Consider the following 20,602-nt stretch of genomic DNA (forward strand, 5'->3'; position numbering starts at 1 on the left):
TGGTACAAGCAACTGGACCCTTAATGGTCAGACAAACGCTTGCACTAGTCTTTACGAATGGAAACGCTTTTTGGTTTCATCTTTTATGATTTGATTTAAAATTTTAGCTACTTTTTTTGTATCGTGACGGATGACTCCGTTTTCAAGGCTCGCAATTTCATCTTGAAGAACTTCTACCCCTAAATTTTTTAAACGATCTAGATCGAATTTAACTGGCATCGCAAGTTCTTCATGGTAACGCATCTTCACTGGCTCCGGTATAAATTCATTATTAACCAGAATCATATCAATAAACGATGCATTCATATGGTCATGAATCGCCTGTACATGATCACTTGCTGTAAAATCATGCGTCTCACCAGCTTGGGTCATTAAATTACAAATATATACCTTTTTAGCACTTGCTTTGCAAACTTCTTCTCCCAATCTTGGCACAAGCAAGTTTGGTAAAATACTTGTATACAAACTTCCTGGTCCGATAACAATCAAGTCTGCTTGACGGATCGCAAGGATCGTTTCTGGCAATGGCCTAATATTTTCTGGACTTAAAAAGACCCGGTGAATTCTTTTCCCTGAAAATGGAATTTTCGATTCACCAGAAACGACTGTACCATCTTCCATCTGAGCATGTAAAATGACATTTTGATTCGCCGCAGGCAGAACTTTTCCCCGAACATTAAGAACTTTACTCATCTCTTGAATCGCATGAACAAAGTTCCCTGTAATGGAGGTCATGGCAGCCAATATCAAATTCCCAAGAGAATGCCCTGACAATTCATTGGTTGTCTTAAACCGATGTTGGAACATTTCCTCTACCAAAGGTTCTACATCCGAAAGGGCCGCTAATACATTTCGGATATCACCAGGCGGCGGAATATGCAAATCCTCACGAATTCGGCCAGAACTCCCACCATCATCTGCCACCGTGACAATAGCAGTGATATCTAAAGGATATTGCTTCAAACCTCTCAATAGAACAGGTAGTCCTGTGCCACCACCAATAATTACAACACGTGGATTTCCGTTCGTTGTCATGTCGTGGTGTCCTTTCTCCTCTCAATGTCACGATGGTTAATAGATGTATGATAATCCTTTTTGAAAAATTCGCCAATATGCTGAGCAAGTGCAACAGAACGGTGTTGACCGCCGGTACAGCCGATAGCAATCACCAATTGCGCTTTTCCTTCACGTTTATAATGAGGAAGCATAAAAGAAAGTAAGTCGGTTACTTTCTCCAAGAACTTTTGTGTTTCATTCCATTTTAAAACATAAGTAAATACCTCTTCATCCAATCCCGTTTTTGGACGCATATGGTCTATATAATGAGGGTTGGGTAAAAATCGCACATCAAACACTAAGTCCGCATCAATCGGAATCCCATGTTTGAATCCAAATGACATGACATTGACAGTAAAAATATTTTTCTTATTTACTGTAAATTCCGTTAGAATTTTTTCACGAAGCTCTCTAGGCTTCATGTCAGAAGTAGTAAAAATTTGTTGGGCGCGACCTTTTAATTCTTCTAGCAATTGTCTTTCCAGCTTAATACCTTCTAATGGCGAACTAGAAGGTGCCAATGGATGAGATCGTCTTGTTTCTTTATATCGTCTCACTAATGAAGAATCATCTGCATCTAAAAATAAAATTTGCGGTGTGACCCAAGACGTTTCTGCTAAATCATCCAATGCTTTAAAGAGATGATCAAAAAACTCTCTTCCTCTCAGGTCCATAACTAAAGCCACTTTATTCATCTTATTTCCAGACTCTTTCATTAGCTCTAAGAACTTCGGTAATAGTGTCGGAGGTAAATTGTCCACACAAAAGAATCCCAGGTCTTCAAAACTCTGAATTGCTACGGTTTTTCCTGCACCTGACATTCCAGTTATAATGACCATTTGTGTGTCACTAGTCGAACCCGTACTCATCTTTATTTCCCCCTTTTAAAAATTATCTATAATCAATTAACTGCTAGGATCTAAACGATAGCTAATTAGTTCAAAATCTGGAGTATATTTAAAAGTTCCATAAATGATACCTTTACCATGAATCATGTAATCTAAGATGTGATAGTCTCCCTGTGCCATTGGAAGTTCACGAATTTTGTCAACATGGTACCATGAAAGCTTTCCTTCTTCCGATACTTCTACATTTACTCCATCCGCATCAGAGGCCATGAAGGTAAACATCATCCACTCTGATGTAACCTTACCCTCTTCTTCAATAATGATGGTGAAAATCCCTTTAATTTGTGGATTTTTCAAATAGACACCGGTTTCTTCCCGATATTCACGAATACAGGAATCTCGAACAGATTCACCCGGTTCCATTTTTCCACCTGGTGCCACCCACCAGCCTCTTCGGGGTTTTTGTAGCAATAATATTTTATCCTCTTTTAAAAGTACACAATTGGTAACACGTTGCAAAACCTTCACCTCGATTACCTTTTCATCTATATATTACTTCTCATATGGCAAGTTCAAATATGTTTGTATCATTCTTATGAATTAGTAATTCCTTTTATTATACTATTATTATAAAGCGCTCACAATGAACAGAACTTGTCAAAATTTAAAAAGCGTAAGCGAACTTTGCAAGAAACAAAAAAAGGGCACAGGAGGGGTTTCTCCTGTGCATTCAAAAGTATTTTTAAAAGGGGGTCAATTTCTACCCTTATCATACTATATCAATATTTCACTATTGTTACATTCTAGTTAAAACGAAGTTACTTTTCTGTAAAATCTGATTAACGCTTTACCAATTTAAAGCATCGGGGGTCTGACCCCCGATGCTTTAAAGGGCTAAATTATTCAGATTTTAGTTCTTCTAGCAGTTCTTCTACGTAGTGTTGGGCACTTTGGGCTGCGATACTTCCGTCACCTGTTGCCGTAACAATTTGACGAAGTGTTTTTTCGCGAATATCCCCAGCTGCAAAGATTCCAGGTACCTTTGTTTCCATTCGTTCATTTGTTTCAATATATCCGCTTTCGTTGGTAATACCTAAGTTAGCAAATGGCTTAGAGAGAGGAACCATTCCGATATAAATGAAGATACCATCTGCTTTAAACTCTTGCTCCTCACCTGTTTCGGTATTCACAAGAGTAACACTGCCGACTTTACCGTCTTTATCGTTAATTTCTTTTATAGTGTGATTCCAAATGAAATCAATTTTTTCATTGGCAAACGCACGATCTTGCAGGATCTTTTGAGCACGTAACTCACTGCGTCTATGAACGATGGTTACCTTTGAAGCAAAGCGAGTTAGATACACACCTTCTTCAACAGCAGAGTCTCCCCCACCAACCACAACAAGCTCTTTTTGCTTAAAGAATGCGCCGTCACAAACCGCACAATAAGAAACACCGCGGCCGCCAAGTTCTTTTTCACCTGGAACTCCGATTTTTTTATACTCAGCACCCGTTGAGATGATAATCGCGCGAGCTTTATATTGTTTTGATCCAGCTACAACAGTTTTATATTCTTTTCCATCAATAATTTCCTTGATGTCCCCGTATGCATATTCTGCACCAAACTTCTTTGCATGTTCGAACATTTTCGTTGATAAATCCGGTCCTAAAATATGGTCATAACCTGGATAGTTTTCAACTTCTTCTGTGTTAGCCATTTGTCCGCCTGGGACACCGCGCTCTAACATTAAAGTAGAAAGGTTTGCACGTGATGTATATACTGCAGCAGTCATCCCTGCTGGACCTGCACCAGCAATGATAACATCATAGATTTTTTCCTCTGTCATAAATGTTCACTCCTTCAATAAACCCAATACTCGAATTTATTATTTCCTAATATCTCTATCCTATAAAACAACACAATTCGAGTCCAAGAATATGCTCACTGAAGTAAGTTGTTCACCAATTTTACATATTTTTGAACAGTCGAAACGGATAATCCATATCTCTCCGCCACTTCTGTTTGAGAAATTTTTTCGCTGCGTAGTTTAAACCATGTATACTCAACGGCTGCAGCCCATGCCTGGTAATTTTTTAATGGTTGCTGTGATTCTTGATAAACCGTGAACCAAAGTAAATAGATACCCGCCTTTAGAGCACCAATTGGACGATGATGTTCATAAAGATGGAGTGCCACCTCATGAAAATCAAAAACTTTGCTCTGCTGACGTTCATTTTTCACAAAACCAAAATAGTTATTTTCTAATTCGGTCAATTTATAAAGTGATTTAGGTGATAGGGCATCTAAGAGCTGTTCTTTTTTAGAAGAGATGGACATTAGGAATAAACCAAATAATCTTTCTTCCATATATTCACTTTCGAGCTTTTGAAAAATAGATGCTGTGTGGTCTTCATAGCCACCTAAAATCGGTTGCTCTTCATTCCATGGCTCATGCCCTTCTTTATCAGGACTTAATTCAAGAACAATTTTCCAGATTGATTTAGAAAAGGTTGGATGTCCAGAATGAAACGCCGTATAGGATAACCAATAATAAAACGAGCCATCCCCTTCAAAGCCCTTTTTATAAAGCTTACGAAGCCAAAAATGACCATGAGCATATTCACCTATTAAAGCAAAGGTGGCCCCTAATTTGAATTGATGTTCATCTAAAAGAGGATTTATTTTTTCCAATGCCGCTTTTAGCTTCATCATTTGCGGTTCATCATTTTGGTAAAAGGCAAAAACAGCCTGATTGCAAATGGCATGTAAATTCCCTGGATTTTTCCGAAGAACGTCCTCAAGAATTTCGGCCGCTTTGTCCGTTTCTCCTAAATAAAAATAAGCTAAAGCTAAATTATTATAGGCAGACCAGTATTCAGGATAACCCTCGACCACTTCCTCCAGCACTTCAATCGCTTTAGGGAAGTAACCAGATTCAAGCAACTCTCGAGCCTGCTCTTGCTTAATCATAAGGTCATCTTGTTCATACCAATCTTCATCCAACTCATCCGCTTCAAAGGTGAGAAGTTCAATGAGATCCTCGGTATCGTCACTAAACTCACCTTCTGGATCTAGCTGTTTATATAAATTAGCATGATGATAAGCATCTTTAAATAAGCCTAAATGAGCGTAATTATTTGCTAAAAAATAGTGGCATTCGAACATAAATTCATCGAATTCTTCTAAAATTTGATGAAGCAATCGATTGGAATGTTCGTATTCCCCCAATTCTGTTGACACAATCGCCAACTGGCAAGCAATCATCGGTTCTCCAGGTTCCAACTGTAACGCACGTTCTAAATATTTTTTCGCACGCCCGAAATCCCGGCGATGAAACGCCTTTAGACCCTTTGTAAAATAATATTCTCCTGTTGGTAAAAAGGATAACAGCATTCCAGTTTCCTTTTTTCTTGCTTTTGAGTCTCTATTCATGGATTCCTCCGAATTACATTAATCACTAAGAGCTATGCGAAACAGCCATAACTTATGTATTATACCACAATTGGGAGGTTGTAGAGAAGAGTTTGGGCAACCGAAATATTTTATATGCCTTCATTGCTTAAAAAGGGGAAAAATAGGTCATAATTTGTTCAAAAAAAGTTATTGAAAACGTTTTCGTTCTACTGTAAAATTCAAATCAAGAAATATCCGAAACGTTTTGGAGGATTTAGTAATGACTACAATTAAGGATATTGCCAAAGTTGCTGGGGTCTCCGTCACAACAGTATCAAGAGCATTAAACGGATATTCCGATGTTAGTGAAAAAACACGAAAAAAAGTGGAAAGTATTGCAAAAGAGTTAAACTACAGTCCTAATACACTTGCACGAAGCCTTGTCATGAACAAATCAAAAACCATTGGTTTACTCATTTCTGGGCTTAACCAGAGCAGTATTAAAGATAATTTTACTTTTGAAGTCTTAGCTGGGTTAAACCAGTATGTAGGTGAAACAGATTATGACCTAGTCATTTTCAGTACTACCTCTACCAAGCAAAGAGAAAAAACGTATTCCCAGCTTTGTCGTGAAAGAAAAGTAGACGGCGCTATTATTTCTGGAATAAGAACGGATGATCCTTATTTAAAAGAAGTTGTTGAAAGTGACATACCGTGCGTATTAATAGATATTCCGATTCATTCCAACACGGTCGGTTACGTAACTACTGATAATGTTCTAGGTGCAAAACATGGTATTCAGCACTTGATGGAACTAGGACACCGAAATATTGCCATGATTAACGGGCATGAATATGCTTTTGTCAGCAGACAAAGATTGGAAGGTTATTTTCAAGCATTTGAAGGTTCAGGTATGACGATAAACCCTAATTGGATTGTTAATGGTGATTTTGATGAAACAAAAGCTGAGCAAAAAGCGATTGAATTACTAACCAAGTACCCTGAGATTACGGCCATTTTTTGTGCAAGTGACCTTATGGCAATGGGGGTGCTTAGGGCAGCAAAGCAAATGAATAAACAAGTCCCTGAAGATTTATCCATAGTTGGGTATGATGATATTTTATTAGCTGCACATATAACACCATCACTAACTACTATTGCCCAAAATAAAGTGCAGATGGGCTATGAAGCTGCAAAATTATTAATCAATATGTTAGAAACGGATGATGCCCCTCATATTATAACGTTGCCTACCGAACTTAAAGTTCGAGAAACAACAAAATGTTTGAAACCATCTTTTTAGATATACAAGTAACATTGGTTTATATTTGACCAGTATTACTTTACGCAAAATCCGAAACGTTTTGGAAATACTTGTCGGTATTTGTAAAATAAACTTTATATTACTTTGGTTTTTTTATCTCCAAAAACCGAAACGTTTCGGAAATAGTTGATTTCATTTCTGCCATACTAGTTAAAGTAACCGATTCGCTGCAAAGGAGGAACATGATGGATTACCGTGTGATTAAAGAGAATGACGTATTTTTATTAACCGATACAAACGGAAATATTACCGAGAATCATCCCTATGGGCTTGGCCTTTATACCAAAGATACTAGATTCCTAAGTAAACTAGATTTGAAAATTAATGGTGAGGAACCTATCCTCCTTTCTTCAGATGCTGCAGAAAATTATATGGCAAAAATCCTATTAACAAACCCGCATATGGAGAAAGATGGAAAATTAATCCTTTGGCGTGAATCCGTAGAAATGGAAAGAACGAGATTTATTTACGACGATGTTCTTTATGAAAAAATTAAAGTAAAAAACTATTATCCGAAGCCTGTTAAATTCCAAATTAGTCTTCATCTAGACGTTGATTTTACTGATATGTTTATCGTTAGGGGTTTTCAAACAGGTGACATTGGAAAGCGAACAGGGCAAACGGTAGCTACTCAATCATTAACCTTCCACTATGAGGGTGCAGATAAGTTACATAGAGCAACAGTGGTGAATTGGGACAAAAATGAAACGAATTTGGATGAAACCGGGAACATCTACTTTGATATTCAATTAGATCATCTGGCGGATGACAGCGTTACATTTATGATTCAACCAATTATTGGTGTAGAAAAAGCAAAAAACCCTTTACATCCGGAACAAGCATTAAAAAAACTTCAGCATTCTTATGTGGTTTGGGAAGACCAAATTACAAAAGTCAAAACGGACTTCCCTTCTCTTCAAAGACTCGTTGACCGTGGAATTGCTGATTTACGTGTTTTGTTAACAGATTTAGGTTTCGGTAAGTTTCCAGTTGCCGGCCTCCCTTGGTTTGGTGTTCCATTTGGACGGGACAGCATCATTGCCGCCATACAAATGCTGGCTTTTAATCCTGAGGTAGCAAAAGGAACATTGCTTACAATGGCCAGCCAGCAAGGAACAAAGGTTGACCCTTGGCGGGATGAACAGCCTGGAAAAATCATGCATGAAATTCGTTATGGGGAGTTAGCGAATACAAACCAAATTCCTTTTACCCCTTATTACGGAACCATTGATGCAACTCCTTTATTCTTAGTTCTTCTTACCGAATATGTTCGATGGACTGGTGATATGGAGATTGTTACTACATTAAAACAAAATATCGATGATGCGCTAACCTGGATTGATCAGTATGGTGACCGAGATGGAGATTTATTCGTGGAATACCATCAGGAATCGAGTAAAGGGATTGCCAATCAAGGATGGAAAGATTCAGGGGATAGTGTAGTGCATCGAAATGGTGATTATGCCAAAACCCCTATTGCTTTAAGTGAAGTCCAAGGCTATGTATACCAAGCGAAAATGGGAATGGCTGAGATTTTTGAAAGCATCGACGATAAAGAAAAGGCTACTTCCTTACGAAATCAAGCCGAGAAATTAAAGAAAAAATTTGATCAAGAGTTTTGGATGGATGATGTAAATTACTATGCGATTGCACTAGATGAAAATAAACAGCAGGTTGGAACAATTACTTCCAATCCTGGCCATGTCCTTTTTTCAAAAATGCTTTCCGAAGACCGTGTAAATGCTGTTGTGAACATGCTGGTCTCACCTAAAATGTTCTCTGGATATGGAATTCGTACAATGGGGGCAGATGAAGCAGGCTATAATCCCATGAGCTATCATGACGGAAGTATTTGGCCGCATGATAATAGTATGGCCCTATTAGGAATGAGCAAGCTTGGTAAAAACAAAGAAGTAAATATCGTAACGGAAGGATTAATTGCTGCTTCAGAACATTTTGAATACGATCGCTTGCCGGAACTATTTTGTGGCTACGATAAATCAATTGGAAAGGCTGTCAAATATCCTGTTGCCTGTTCACCACAAGCATGGGCTGCAGGAACTCCACTTGTTTTCATTCAATCTATCTTGGGACTATTCCCTAATAGTTTAAAAAGAAAAATTAATTTATCACCAAAGCTACTGAATGGAATGAATGAATTACAGGTTGGTCGTATAGCTATTGGAAATGGTCACCTCTCCCTTCGTGTTACTCGTGAAGCAGGAGTAGAAATTTTAGAAAACACAACTGGTTTTGAAGTTATTCAAGCTTAATCTTCCACGAAGGTAAACTTCGTAAGAGATAAATTTTTTATAAAAAGAAAGGGGAAAGAGAAATATGTCAAGAAAAAAATGGTTGGCAACATTAGGTTTATCAACGATGCTTGTTGGTAGTATGCTAGCAGGCTGTAGTGGCGGAGAAAAAGAAAAAGCCTCTAATGATCCTGTAAAAGAAGAAGATAAGCAAGTTGAAATCACCCTTGCTGGTTGGGGTTCTTCTCCAGAAGAAACTGAACTTTTAGAGCAAGTATTAGCTGATTTCCAAACCAAACATCCTAATATCAAAGTAAATCATGAAGTAATCGCAGATCAGTACATGGATGTGATAAAAACTCGACTCATTGGTGGAGAAGGTCCCGATGTATTTTATCTAGATGCATCTGAAGCACCTGCTTTAATCCAAACTGGTGCCATTGAACCACTTGATGAGCATATTCCAGATGATTTTGATGTTGAAGATTTTGAGAAACCCCTGCTTGAGGCTTATCAATATGATGGTAAAACATACGGCTTCCCTAAAGGTTACTCAACACTTGCACTTTTCTACAATAAAAAAATGTTAGCTGATGCAGGTGTGGAAGTTCCTAAAACATGGGATGAATTACGTGAAGTGTCTAAAGCACTAACAAAAGGTAAAGATGTATATGGTTTTGGTCAAAATCCAGAACTTGCCCGTACAGTGTTTATTGGTGAATCAAAAGGCGGAGAAGTTGTAAAAGATGACAAAGCTAATTTTGCCGATCCTCTAGTTGTAGAAGCTTATCAAACGTATGTTGACCAACATTTAGTTGATAAGACCGCAGCACAACCAAGTGATGTTGGTGCAGGTTGGACAGGAGAAATGTTTGGTCAAGGTAAAGCAGCAATGGTTATTGAAGGAAACTGGGCTATTCCTTACCTACAAAATACGTTCCCGGATATTGATTTTGGAATGGCGGAAGTTCCAACTATTGATGGAAAGAAAGGGACAATGGCTTTCACAGTTGCTTACGTTATGAATGCAGCATCTGAAAAGAAAGAAGCAGCTACAGAGTTAATTACGTATTTAACAGGTAAAGAAGGAATGGAAACTTGGACTTCCAAAGGATTCGAATTACCATCTCGTAAATCCGTTGCTGAAAAACTTGGTTATGACAAGGATGAATTACGTGGTGCATTAGTAGCAGGTGCTCCATATGCTACTGTTTGGGCAAGAGGAACCAATCTTCCAATCGTATTTAACAATTTTAACAACCAATTTGTAAGTGCTTACTTAGGTGAAAGACCTCTTGAAGAAGCACTTGCTGAAGGACAAAATACAGCAAATAAAGAAATCGATTCTAAGTAATAAAAAAAGCGTAAGCGGCTTGAACAGCCCCGACAAGCAAATGTTCTCAGACCCAAGAAGTCCGTTTTTTGACTTCTTGGGTTTGAGGTTATTTGACCTCGAGGGGCTAGGCGCTGAAGCTGGATTAGTAACAAGTCCAACCTCCATATATATATAAGGCATGAGGAGAGATTGTTCTCTCCTCCCTTTTATAAAACCTATACAATTCTTTGTGCCAATGTTACGACGTTGGTTGAAAGAGTTGAATAGAAAAAGCACTCAATTTTAAATATTGACCTACCAATGAGAAGAATCTTCCCACATATATTAGATTTGGGAGAAAAGGGAGTTGAGAAGGGTGAGAAATAGAAAGAAATTATTAAAAGATGCAGGTCAAGGCTATCTTTTTATGGCACCGACACTATTTGTCCTTATTTTATTTTTAATAGGACCTATTTTTTATGCGATATATCTTTCATTTCATAAGGTTCAACTTTTAGGAAATGCCTCATTAGATTTTGTTGGATTCGATAACTTTATAAGAATATTGGATGATGACCGAGCTAAAATTGCTCTTTTGAACACGATAAAATATGTTGTGATTGTGGTGCCAACTCAAACCTTTTTGGCATTAGTCTTAGCTGCAACGTTAAATGCTGGCTTGAAAGGGCAAAAGTTTTTTAGAATTGTTTATTTCTTACCAACCTTAACTTCTTCTGCCGTCTTAACACTCATTTTTATGTGGATGTACAATCAAAACGGTTTAATCAATCACTTACTCGAATTGGTTGGATTGCCAACCTACAACTGGCTTGGTGACCCACAAATAGCCTTGAACGCCATCATGATCATGAATGTATGGTCTACAGCTCCATTTTTTATGGTTATTTATTTAGCAGCTCTTCAAGGTATACCAGACTCTCTTTATGAAGCAGCTAGTTTAGATGGGGCTAACGCCATTCAAAAGTTCTTTTATGTAACCATCCCAAATCTACGACCGGTTACAAGTTTTGTTGTTGTAATGGGAATGATCGGGACATTCCAATTGTTTGATCAATCTTATATCTTCTCTGCCGGTTCCGGCGGTCCTAACAATTCAACCTTAACCATTGTTTTATTAATTTATCAATACGCCTTTAAGAGTTTAGGAACACTTGGCTACGCTGCTGCACTAGCATTTGCCCTTGCCATTTTGATCCTAGTGGCAACCCTAATACAACGAAAATTCTCCAAAGAGGAGTCTCTTTACTAGGAGGGAAAAACGTGAAAAGAAAAGTCGGCTTTGCAAAGTCCTCTTTATATGTCATTTTAGTTATATATGCCATTGTCACCATCATTCCTTTTTTATGGGCAATGTCCTCTTCTTTTAAAACATTAGAGGAAATTGTTAGTGGATCCATGAGTTTTATGCCAAAAAACTTTACCTTTGATAATTATAAAATGATATTCATTGAACAAGAATTATTTCCACGTTGGTTATTTAACAGTTTATTTATAGGGATTGTGGTTACAGGATTAAATATTATTTTTAATTCAATGGCTGGATATGCATTAGCAAGATTAAGCTTTCCAGGCAAAAAGCCACTCTTTGTCATCATTCTTGCCGTATTAATGATTCCTGCCCAAGTAACCATGATACCCAATTATTTAATTTTAAAGGAGCTTGGCTGGCTCAACACCTATCAAGGGATGATTGTTCCTACTATGATTAATGCAACCTTTATATTTATGATGCGGCAATTTTTCATCAACTTCCCTAAGGAATTAGAAGAAGCTGCCTCACTTGATGGATTAGGGAAATTTGGAACCTTTTTCAAAATTGTTTTACCAATGGCTGCACCAGCCTTGGCAGCACAGGCCATTTTCGTTTTTATGGGCTCATGGAATGACTTTATGAGACCTTTAATTATTCTATCTGATTCAAAAATGTTCACCTTACCATTAGGCTTAAACACCTTTAAAGGTCAATATATTAGTTACTGGAATTATATTATGGCAGCATCAATGGTATTTACTTTACCAGTCCTACTAATTTATGCCTTTTTTAACAAGTATTTTATTAAAGGTATGTCTTTTATTGGTGATAAATAAAGAAGAAGCAATAACCTTGGCGAATTTTTGCCGAGGTTATTTTTATTTTTTCCATAAACCTACCCTTTTATCTCGATAATTACCATCTATACTTTTTCAAAAAGAAAAGACAATAAGAACGTATCATGTGAGTTTAAAGGAGGAAATGAAAACATGGTCAAAAAGTTGCAAATGATTGCTACAAGTTTACTTCTGATATTACTTGTTGCGTGTAACAATGATAACGACAATTCTGCATTTGATGCTTTAACTCCTGGCGATCAGGATAATGTAAATGACGAAAGAGGAGACAATGTGGGCGATGCCTTCCGTACAAGAAATGGGAATGATACTGCGGAAGGTTTAAATACAGCTCGAAATACACGCTATGGAGTAAGACCTGGTAATGATTTAGCAGGAAATATGGATGACTCCATTTCTGCTGACTATACAGAAATGAATAGTCAGAGTTTCCCACATACGAGACCCGTTCAAATCCAAGAAGCAAAGTATCAATATGTGATTGAAGGGCAAATGCAAGGAAATCAAAATCAATTACAAGGAAATAACCAAGGAAATATGCAAAATTTTGATTTTGACCGTTCTAAATTGCAAAATATAGTCGATCGTCTTCAAAGACAACGCGGTCAATATCAGGCTGAGCAAAGACGACCATACTATGCAGCTGGCCAAGGTCAAGCAGGTATGGCAGGGCAAGGTGGACAAGTTCCAGGGCAAATGACGCAACCTGGGACTGAGCAAACACCAACTGAACAAGTAACACCGCAACAGCAGGCTCCAACTCAGCAAGCAACACCACAGCAACAAGCGCCAACTGAGCAAGCTGCACCACAGCAGAAGGCTCCAACAACGACTCAAAAAGCACCAACTACTCAACAAACTCAGCAGGCTAAAACAGCTGGAATTAGTGCTACTGAGCAAAAAGTAATTGATTTAACAAATGCTGAAAGACAAAAAGCAGGTGTTAAACCGTTAACTGGTGACACAAAATTAAGTTCCGTTGCAAGAACAAAGTCAAATGACATGCAGGCTAAAGGTTATTTCTCCCATACAAGTCCGACTTACGGATCACCATTCGATATGATGCGTGACTTCGGTATTACGTATCAAACAGCTGGAGAAAATATTGCTCAAGGGCAACAAACTCCAGAAGAAGTGGTTCGCGCTTGGATGAACAGTGAAGGACACCGTAAAAACATCTTAAATCCTGCCTTTACTCATATTGGGGTTGGACATGATACAACTGGTAACCACTGGACACAAATGTTTATTGGGAAATAGAAAAGCGTAAGCGCCCGTTTAGGAATAAGAAAGGTCTGATCTCACATGCTGACGATCAGACCTTTTCCTTATTTCTTATTATGTCTTTCCTCAAGTACACCAATGACTTCTTGTAATGGAAGTCCTTGCTCCACTAATAATACTTGTAAATGGTAAAGCAAATCGGCTGCTTCCCATTTTAATTCTTCGCGGTCGCGATTTTTCGCGGCAATAATGACTTCTGCTGCTTCTTCGCCAACCTTTTTTAATATCTTATCGACCCCTTTTTCAAACAAATAAGTAGTGTAGGCTCCTTCGGGTCTATCCACATTACGTTGTTGGATCAATTTTTCAAGTCGGCTTAAAATAGATAAGTTTGATGTTGGAGTTGCCTCTTCTTCATTTTTCCATAGTGATTCTGTAAAACAGCTCGTGGTTCCGTTATGACAGGCAGGTCCATTCGGAATGACCTTTACCACAAGGGCATCTTGGTCACAATCGTAAATTAGTTCGACGATTTTTTGCGTGTTTCCACTTGTTGCTCCTTTATGCCATAGCTCCTGACGGGACCGACTGTAAAACCATGTCTCCCCCGTTTCTAAGGATTTATTTAGTGATTCTTCATTCATATAAGCTAATGTTAAAACTTCCTTCGTTTCAGCATCTTGCACAATAGCTGGAATCAGCCCTTTTTCATCAAATTTTAATGATTTCATCGTACTGCCACCCCCTGCTCTCGTAAATACGTTTTAACTTCTTCAACAGACGTTTCTTTATAGTGAAAAATAGAGGCAGCTAACGCGGCATCTGCTTTCCCATCGTTAAATGCTTCCGCAAAATGCTTGGCATTTCCCGCTCCACCAGAGGCAATAACAGGAACAGAAACCGCCTCACTCACCGCCCTCGTTAGCGATAAATTGAAGCCCTTTTTCTCACCATCACTATCCATAGAGGTAAGGAGAATTTCCCCTGCACCTCTTGAAACGGCTTCTTTTGCCCAAGCAATGACTTCCGAATCCGTTGCGTTTCGGCCGCCATGAGTGAACACTCTCCATGATCCAAGTTCCTGGTCATATTTCGCATCAATCGCAACCACGATACACTGGGAACCAAAAAAGTCAGCACCCTCTGTGATCAGTTCCGGATTTATTAAGGCCGCTGTATTAAGAGAAACCTTATCGGCGCCGGCTCTTAAAATTCGTTTCATATCTTCTAGCGAGTTAATTCCGCCGCCGACGGTAAAAGGAATCGCTAATTGCGAAGCCACAGCTTTCACAACCTCCGTCATCGTTGCACGACCTTCGTGTGAAGCAGAAATATCAAGGAACACTAACTCATCAGCACCTTGTTCATCGTAGAATTTTGCAAGCTCCACTGGGTCACCGGCATCTCGTAGTTGAACAAATTGAATTCCCTTCACAACTCGCCCGTCCTTTACATCTAAGCAAGGGATAATTCTTTTTGTAAGCATTTTTAATCACCTCGTTAATCTTGCACCTCTTGTAACGCTTCTTTTAACGTAAAGCGTTCTTCGTATAGGGCTTTTCCGACAATGGCACCCATAATTCCTTTTTTCATCAGAACCTTTAAACCGCTCAAGTCCGCCAGCGTACTAATCCCCCCAGAGGCAATCACACTTTTCTTCGTTTCAGATGCTAGTTCCTCTACTGCTTCAAAATTAGGGCCAGCAAGTGTACCATCTGTGGCGATATCGGTAAAAATAAAGGTATCTGCTCCTGCGTCTGCAAATGCTTTTCCTACTTCCACCGCTTTTAGTTCTGATTTATTCAGCCATCCGTGTGTGGCTACATAGCCATCACGCGCATCAATGCCAATGACGATATTGGCGCCATATTTTTGAATCATTTGCGTGGCAAATTCCGGATTAGATACAGCTACACTCCCTAAGATAACGCGGTCGACTCCATTTTTTAAATAATGGTAAATATCTTCCTCTGTCCGAATTCCGCCGCCAATTTGAATTCGCACTCCTAGTTTTTGTGACGCTTCAATGACAAACTGATCGTTGACTCTTTTTCCATCCTTGGCTCCATCAAGATCGACCATGTGAATCCATTCAGCCCCATTTTCCGCAAAACGTTTGGCCATTTCAAACGGTGAGTCACCATAAATCGTTTCTTTATCATAATCTCCTTGTAGTAGGCGGACACATTTCCCACCACGCATATCAATCGCCGGATAGATTGTAAAACTCATTGGGCCACCTGACTTTCTTCCACTAATTTTGCAAAATTTTGGAGGAGTGCCATCCCAAGCTTACCGCTTTTTTCAGGATGAAATTGCATTCCGTATATATTTCCACGTCCTACAATGGCAGCAACGTCTTCATAATAGGTGCTTTTCGCCATTACCACATTTGATTCTTTTGCATCTATGTAATAGGAGTGGACAAAGTAAACATGCTCTTCTTGTGTAGATAATTCCCTTGTTATAGGGGTTTCCTTTAAAAACTCAAGCTGGTTCCAGCCCATATGGGGTACTTTGTAGTCCCCTCCTGGAAAACGTTTTACCTTGCCTGGCAGAAGCTTTAGTCCTTCGGTTGGTCCATTTTCTTCACTTTCTTCAAATAGAAGCTGCATGCCGAGGCAAATGCCTAGAAGCGGTTTTCCAGTTTGGACATACTCCCTAATCATTACATCAAGGCCCTCTTCACGAAGGCGCTTCATCGCATCGCGAAATGATCCCACTCCAGGTAATAAAAGCGCTGTTGCCTGGGCTAATTTTTCCTTATCCTCGGAAATGAAATAGTCCACTTCAAGGCGTTCAAGTGCTTTACTGACGCTGAACAGGTTCCCCATTCCATAATCGATAATTCCGATCATTTATAACATCCCTTTCGTTGACGGGACTCCCTTTATTCGAGGATCAATTGTGGTCGCTTCATCCAAAGCCCGTGCTAATGCTTTAAAAATCGCTTCAATGATATGATGCGTATTTTTCCCATAATGAACAATGACATGAAGATTCATGCGTGCTTCTAATGCAAGCTTCCACAGAAATTCGTGCACAAGCTCCGTGTCAAAGGTACCCACCTTTTGGCTTGGGAACTCCGCTCTCATTTCAAGGTGAGGTCGATTACTTAAATCTACCACTACTTGCGCAAGCGCCTCATCCATTGGTACAAAGGCATTGCCATAGCGTTTAATTCCTTTTTTGTCCCCTAGAGCGTCACGAAGAGCCTGTCCAAGGCAGATGCCGATATCTTCGGTTGTATGATGGTCATCGACATCTACATCCCCTTTTGCGTCAACAGCAAGATTAAACTGGCCATGTTTCGTAAAAAGGTCAAGCATATGTGTCATAAATGGGACACATGTTTCTAGCTCTGATTTGCCTTCACCGTCAATGGCAAAGGTTAATTTAATATCCGTCTCCCCTGTTTTGCGGTGGACTGTTGCGATACGTTCCATTTATTTGGGCCTCCATTTTTTTCGAGTTAATAAGCTTTCGTTTTAGCGTTTTCGGTGTGGATGATGGACTTTTTGGTCTAGTTCACCGACTGGTTTGTCCTTCATCGGTGTTATGATGGACATTTCTACCTGGTTGATTGATTGTTTTGTCCTTCATCATTGGTATGATGGACATCACGGCCTGGTTCACCGACTGGTTTGTCCTTCATCATTGGTATGATGGACATTTCTACCTAGTTCACCGATGGTTTTGTCCTTCATCATTGGTATGATGGACATTTCTACCTAGTTCACCAACTGTTTTGTCCTTCATCAGTTTTATGATGGACATTCCGAACTGGTTCACCGACTGGTTTGTCCTTCATCATTGGTATGATGGACATTTCTACCTGGTTGATCGATTGTTTTGTCCTACATAAGTATCATAATTATTTAAACCGTGATTCGATGGCTCTAGCATGTGCCTCTAGACCTTCTAAACGGGCAAAGGCGGCAATTTTTCCAGCATTTTCTTCAAATGCTTTTTGACTGTAGGAGATGATGCTTGATTTTTTCTGGAAATCATCCACATTCAATGGACTTGAAAATCGTGCTGTTCCATTTGTAGGTAAAACATGATTAGGACCAGCAAAATAGTCTCCGACTGGTTCTGAACTGTAGCGACCGATAAAGATAGCGCCAGCATGACGAATTTTTCCTAACAGTTCCATCGCATTTTCCGTGACAATTTCTAAATGCTCTGGTGCCACTTCGTTAATCACCTTGACCGCTTCATCAAGGTCAGCCGTCACGTAGATGGCACCGTAATCGCGGATGGATGCAGCAGCTATCTCTTGTCTCGGTAAAATCGCTAATTGCTTTTCAACTTCCTGCGCTACTTGCTCAGCCAATGTTTGTGAAGGCGTAACTAAAATACTGCAAGCACGCAGATCATGTTCGGCTTGCGAAAGAAGGTCCGCTGCTACTTCATTTGCTCTGGCTGTTTCATCTGCTAAGATGGCAATTTCACTTGGACCGGCAATCATATCGATGTCCACATCTCCGAACACTTCTTTTTTCGCAAGAGCCACATAGATGTTTCCAGGGCCGGTGATTTTATCAACCGATTTAATGGTTTCCGTACCATAAGCGAGTGCCGCTACCGCTTGGGCGCCACCTACCTTGTAGATTTCCTCTACACCTGCTTCTTTTGCAGCAACAAGAACAGCTGATGGTAAACGTCCATCCTGTGAAGGCGGGGAAACCATCACAATTCGTTTAACTCCAGCCACTTTAGCAGGAATAACGTTCATTAGTACCGAAGACGGATAAGCTGCTGTTCCTCCTGGGACATAAACACCGACAGAATCCAACGGAGTCATTTTTTGCCCAAGGATCGTTCCGTTTTCCTCGGTTGTTAACCAAGATGGACGAAGTTGTTTTTCATGAAAAGATCTAATATTGGCTGCCGCTTCCTGAATGATGCTGATTTGTTCATCTGTTAGTTGCTCATACGCTTCCTCTAGTTCCTCTTTCGAAACCTTTAGCGAGTTTATTTCAACACGGTCAAACTTTGCGGTGAATTCTTTTAACGCTGAATCTCCATTGGCGCGAACAGAATTGATAATGGATTTGACTGCTTTTAGCTGCTCTTCTGTACCTGCTTCAAGCGTTCTTTTTATTGAAATACCTTCATTGATCGTTAAAATTTTCATTTTGTCCCCCTGAATGGTTGTTGGCTTATTTTTAAATAATTCGACTTAAGCGCTCGACCATGTCGCTAATTCGCTCGTCCTTCATTCGGTAGCTTACCGGATTGGCAATCAGCCTAGAAGTAATGCCAACAATTTGTTCATATTCTACTAATCCATTTTCCACAAGGGTTCTGCCTGTTGAAACGATATCGACGATGCGGTCCGCTAAGCCAATTATTGGTGCAAGTTCAATCGAGCCGTTTAATTTAATGATTTCAACCTGCTCTCCTTGCTCACGGAAATAGGCAGCAGCGATATTCGGATATTTCGTCGCAATTTTTGGCGCAATATCCTTCATCTTTGTATTCGGAAGACCTGCAACCGCCAGATAGCAGGCACTAATTTTTAAATCTAAAAGTTCGTAAACATCTCGCTCTTCCTCAAGCATGACGTCTTTGCCGGCAATCCCGATATCGGCAACACCATGCTCCACATAAGTGGGAACATCCATCGGCTTGGCTAGGATAAACCGTAATTTTTCTTCGTCTACGTCTATAATAAGCTTCCGGGATTCTGCGAACTCGGGAGGAAGCTGGTAGCCAGCTTGTCGCAATAGCTCAACCGCTTCTTCAAATATTCGCCCCTTCGGCATTGCCACTGTTAAAAATTGGGTCATAAAGCAATCTCCTCTTTACGATTTCGTTCTTTTAAAAAGCAGAATCTCGTCCCGCTCGGCCAATTAAAAAACTGACATCTGCAAATTTCTTTGTGTACTGATCAATATTTTGAACACCGTTTATATCTTGAAGCACGATTTGCTTGCCTTCCGAGCGTTTGGCTTTCGCAAGTTCGAATGCTTCTTTTCTTCTTTCATTACTAAAAAGAATGCAATAAGTTGGGGTCCCTTCTGCTGGATCTCCAATGGCTTCTAATAGTCGGTCTAAATGAATCCCAAAGCCGGTAGCGCTTTTCGACTCACCAAACTTTTCAAGAAGCTGATCATAACGGCCACCGTTTCCAATTGGAAATCCGACTTGGCCCGCATACACTTCAAATAAAATTCCCGTGTAGTAACTCATATGGCTGACTAGGGTTAAATCCAATTGAATGAAACTTTCAACGCCATAATCTGAAAGAATAGCGTATAACTCCTGCAGCTGTCGAAGTGCTTCCTTGCCGCGTTCGTTTTCCACAATATCGAACGCTTTTTCTATGGCTTCTTGCCCACCGCGAAGCTTTAAAAAGTCTAATAGGCGTTGTTTATCAATAGAAGATAATGATAGTGATTTCACATGCTCACGGTAGCCGACATAATTTTTTTCATATAAATAACGTCTTAAAACATTGGCTCGATCTTCGGTTCCGAGTATTTGCAAAAATAGTTCCTGTACAAATCCGATATGGCCAACAGAGATTTGGAAGTGATCGAGTCCTGCTTCCTGTAAGGTCGAGACAAGGAGGGCAATCACCTCTCCATCAATCGAAACGGTAGGGTCGGCAATCGCCTCTACACCAATTTGTTCGAATTCTGCCGGTCTCCCACCCTCTCGCTGTTGGGCACGGAATACATTGGCTGCATAAGCGAGTCTTAATGGCAGATCTTCCTTTAAAAGTTTCGATGCCGCAACACGAACGATTGGAGTCGTCATATCAGGGCGAAGGACTAATGTGTGTCCCTGTGAATCAAGGAGCTTAAAAAGCTGTTGATCAAGGATGGCCGATGCTGCCCCAACGGTTTCATAGTATTCTAACGTGGGTGTTTCAATAAATTGATAGCCCCACTGTTTAATCGCATTTTCCATTTTGGATCTTGTTAGATGTTTCGTTTCATATAAATTCGGTAATGTATCTCTCATACCGAGCGGTTTTTCAAACATAAATAACTGACTCAAGATGCTCTCCCCTTTAAATTGAAGAACTATATTTTCTGAAATCCTTTA

At 39.6% G+C, this 20,602-nt stretch carries 19 protein-coding genes; 6 read left to right on the forward strand and 13 right to left on the reverse strand.

What is annotated here, in order from left to right; genetic code table 11:
• Nucleotides 1-51 precede the first annotated feature (51 nt).
• The 5 genes from ACSBPO_RS19330 to ACSBPO_RS19350 form a co-directional block, all read right to left on the reverse strand.
• On the reverse strand, nucleotides 52-1,035 hold the full coding sequence (locus tag ACSBPO_RS19330; protein WP_442596166.1) for a gluconeogenesis factor YvcK family protein: 984 nt from the start codon (nucleotides 1,033-1,035) through the stop codon (nucleotides 52-54).
• Nucleotides 1,032-1,925: an RNase adapter RapZ gene (gene rapZ / locus ACSBPO_RS19335; RefSeq protein WP_442596168.1), complete on the reverse strand. Its 894-nt coding sequence runs from the start codon at nucleotides 1,923-1,925 to the stop codon at nucleotides 1,032-1,034. Before rapZ ends, ACSBPO_RS19330 begins: the two co-directional genes overlap by 4 nt.
• Nucleotides 1,926-1,961: 36 nt before the next feature.
• On the reverse strand, nucleotides 1,962-2,423 hold the full coding sequence (locus tag ACSBPO_RS19340) for an NUDIX hydrolase (RefSeq protein ID WP_442596170.1): 462 nt from the start codon (nucleotides 2,421-2,423) through the stop codon (nucleotides 1,962-1,964).
• Nucleotides 2,424-2,803: 380 nt separating this feature from the next.
• A complete protein-coding gene (trxB, locus tag ACSBPO_RS19345; protein WP_442596172.1) occupies nucleotides 2,804-3,751 on the reverse strand; it encodes a thioredoxin-disulfide reductase in 948 nt (315 codons plus the stop codon).
• Between the two features lie 95 nt (nucleotides 3,752-3,846).
• On the reverse strand, nucleotides 3,847-5,337 hold the full coding sequence (locus tag ACSBPO_RS19350) for a tetratricopeptide repeat protein (RefSeq protein WP_442596174.1): 1,491 nt from the start codon (nucleotides 5,335-5,337) through the stop codon (nucleotides 3,847-3,849).
• Nucleotides 5,338-5,578: 241 nt separating this feature from the next.
• On the opposite strand from ACSBPO_RS19350, the gene ACSBPO_RS19355 reads away from it, so the two are divergent.
• The 6 genes from ACSBPO_RS19355 to ACSBPO_RS19380 all read left to right on the forward strand — a co-directional run bounded on the left by ACSBPO_RS19355 (nucleotide 5,579) and on the right by ACSBPO_RS19380 (nucleotide 13,579).
• The gene (locus ACSBPO_RS19355; RefSeq protein ID WP_442596176.1) at nucleotides 5,579-6,601 is read left to right on the forward strand and encodes a LacI family DNA-binding transcriptional regulator; all 1,023 of its coding nucleotides are present in this window, start codon (nucleotides 5,579-5,581) and stop codon (nucleotides 6,599-6,601) included.
• 206 nt (nucleotides 6,602-6,807) lie between these two features.
• The gene (locus tag ACSBPO_RS19360; protein ID WP_442596178.1) at nucleotides 6,808-8,895 is read left to right on the forward strand and encodes an amylo-alpha-1,6-glucosidase; all 2,088 of its coding nucleotides are present in this window, start codon (nucleotides 6,808-6,810) and stop codon (nucleotides 8,893-8,895) included.
• A gap of 64 nt (nucleotides 8,896-8,959) precedes the next feature.
• Nucleotides 8,960-10,228, forward strand: a complete 1,269-nt coding sequence (locus tag ACSBPO_RS19365) for an ABC transporter substrate-binding protein (RefSeq protein WP_442596180.1) — start codon at nucleotides 8,960-8,962, stop codon at nucleotides 10,226-10,228.
• 388 nt (nucleotides 10,229-10,616) lie between these two features.
• Nucleotides 10,617-11,459, forward strand: coding sequence for a carbohydrate ABC transporter permease (locus ACSBPO_RS19370; protein WP_442600413.1), 843 nt, complete (start codon nucleotides 10,617-10,619; stop codon nucleotides 11,457-11,459).
• Nucleotides 11,460-11,470: 11 nt separating this feature from the next.
• A complete protein-coding gene (locus ACSBPO_RS19375) occupies nucleotides 11,471-12,298 on the forward strand; it encodes a carbohydrate ABC transporter permease (protein ID WP_442596181.1) in 828 nt (275 codons plus the stop codon).
• Nucleotides 12,299-12,700: 402 nt separating this feature from the next.
• Complete coding sequence (locus ACSBPO_RS19380; RefSeq protein WP_442600414.1) at nucleotides 12,701-13,579, forward strand: CAP domain-containing protein; 879 nt, start codon at nucleotides 12,701-12,703, stop codon at nucleotides 13,577-13,579.
• A 68-nt stretch (nucleotides 13,580-13,647) separates the two neighbouring features.
• Here the strand turns inward: ACSBPO_RS19380 and hisIE are convergent, their stop codons facing one another.
• The 8 genes from hisIE to ACSBPO_RS19420 form a co-directional block, all read right to left on the reverse strand.
• Entirely contained in the window at nucleotides 13,648-14,274 is a 627-nt protein-coding gene (gene hisIE / locus ACSBPO_RS19385; RefSeq protein WP_442596183.1) for a bifunctional phosphoribosyl-AMP cyclohydrolase/phosphoribosyl-ATP diphosphatase HisIE, read from the reverse strand.
• Nucleotides 14,271-15,029 carry an imidazole glycerol phosphate synthase subunit HisF gene (hisF, locus tag ACSBPO_RS19390; RefSeq protein WP_442596185.1) on the reverse strand — a complete coding sequence of 253 codons (759 nt, stop codon included), beginning with the start codon at nucleotides 15,027-15,029 and terminating at the stop codon, nucleotides 14,271-14,273. Before hisF ends, hisIE begins: the two co-directional genes overlap by 4 nt.
• Before the next feature lie 14 nt (nucleotides 15,030-15,043).
• Nucleotides 15,044-15,775, reverse strand: coding sequence for a 1-(5-phosphoribosyl)-5-[(5-phosphoribosylamino)methylideneamino]imidazole-4-carboxamide isomerase (gene hisA, locus ACSBPO_RS19395; RefSeq protein ID WP_442596187.1), 732 nt, complete (start codon nucleotides 15,773-15,775; stop codon nucleotides 15,044-15,046).
• Nucleotides 15,772-16,401 (reverse strand): imidazole glycerol phosphate synthase subunit HisH, encoded by a 630-nt coding sequence (hisH, locus tag ACSBPO_RS19400; RefSeq protein ID WP_442596189.1) that lies wholly within the window; start codon nucleotides 16,399-16,401, stop codon nucleotides 15,772-15,774. The genes hisA and hisH overlap by 4 nt, the downstream gene beginning before the upstream one ends.
• A complete protein-coding gene (gene hisB / locus ACSBPO_RS19405) occupies nucleotides 16,402-16,989 on the reverse strand; it encodes an imidazoleglycerol-phosphate dehydratase HisB (protein ID WP_442596191.1) in 588 nt (195 codons plus the stop codon).
• Nucleotides 16,990-17,417: 428 nt separating this feature from the next.
• Nucleotides 17,418-18,683 carry a histidinol dehydrogenase gene (hisD, locus tag ACSBPO_RS19410; RefSeq protein WP_442596193.1) on the reverse strand — a complete coding sequence of 422 codons (1,266 nt, stop codon included), beginning with the start codon at nucleotides 18,681-18,683 and terminating at the stop codon, nucleotides 17,418-17,420.
• Nucleotides 18,684-18,714: 31 nt separating this feature from the next.
• Nucleotides 18,715-19,338 (reverse strand): ATP phosphoribosyltransferase, encoded by a 624-nt coding sequence (gene hisG / locus ACSBPO_RS19415; RefSeq protein ID WP_442596194.1) that lies wholly within the window; start codon nucleotides 19,336-19,338, stop codon nucleotides 18,715-18,717.
• 31 nt (nucleotides 19,339-19,369) lie between these two features.
• Complete coding sequence (locus tag ACSBPO_RS19420) at nucleotides 19,370-20,554, reverse strand: ATP phosphoribosyltransferase regulatory subunit (protein WP_442596196.1); 1,185 nt, start codon at nucleotides 20,552-20,554, stop codon at nucleotides 19,370-19,372.
• Nucleotides 20,555-20,602: the final 48 nt, after the last annotated feature.

The organism is Neobacillus sp. D3-1R, assembly GCF_052180215.1.
In the GTDB taxonomy this organism is placed as follows: Bacteria; Bacillota; Bacilli; order Bacillales; family Cytobacillaceae; genus Pseudoneobacillus.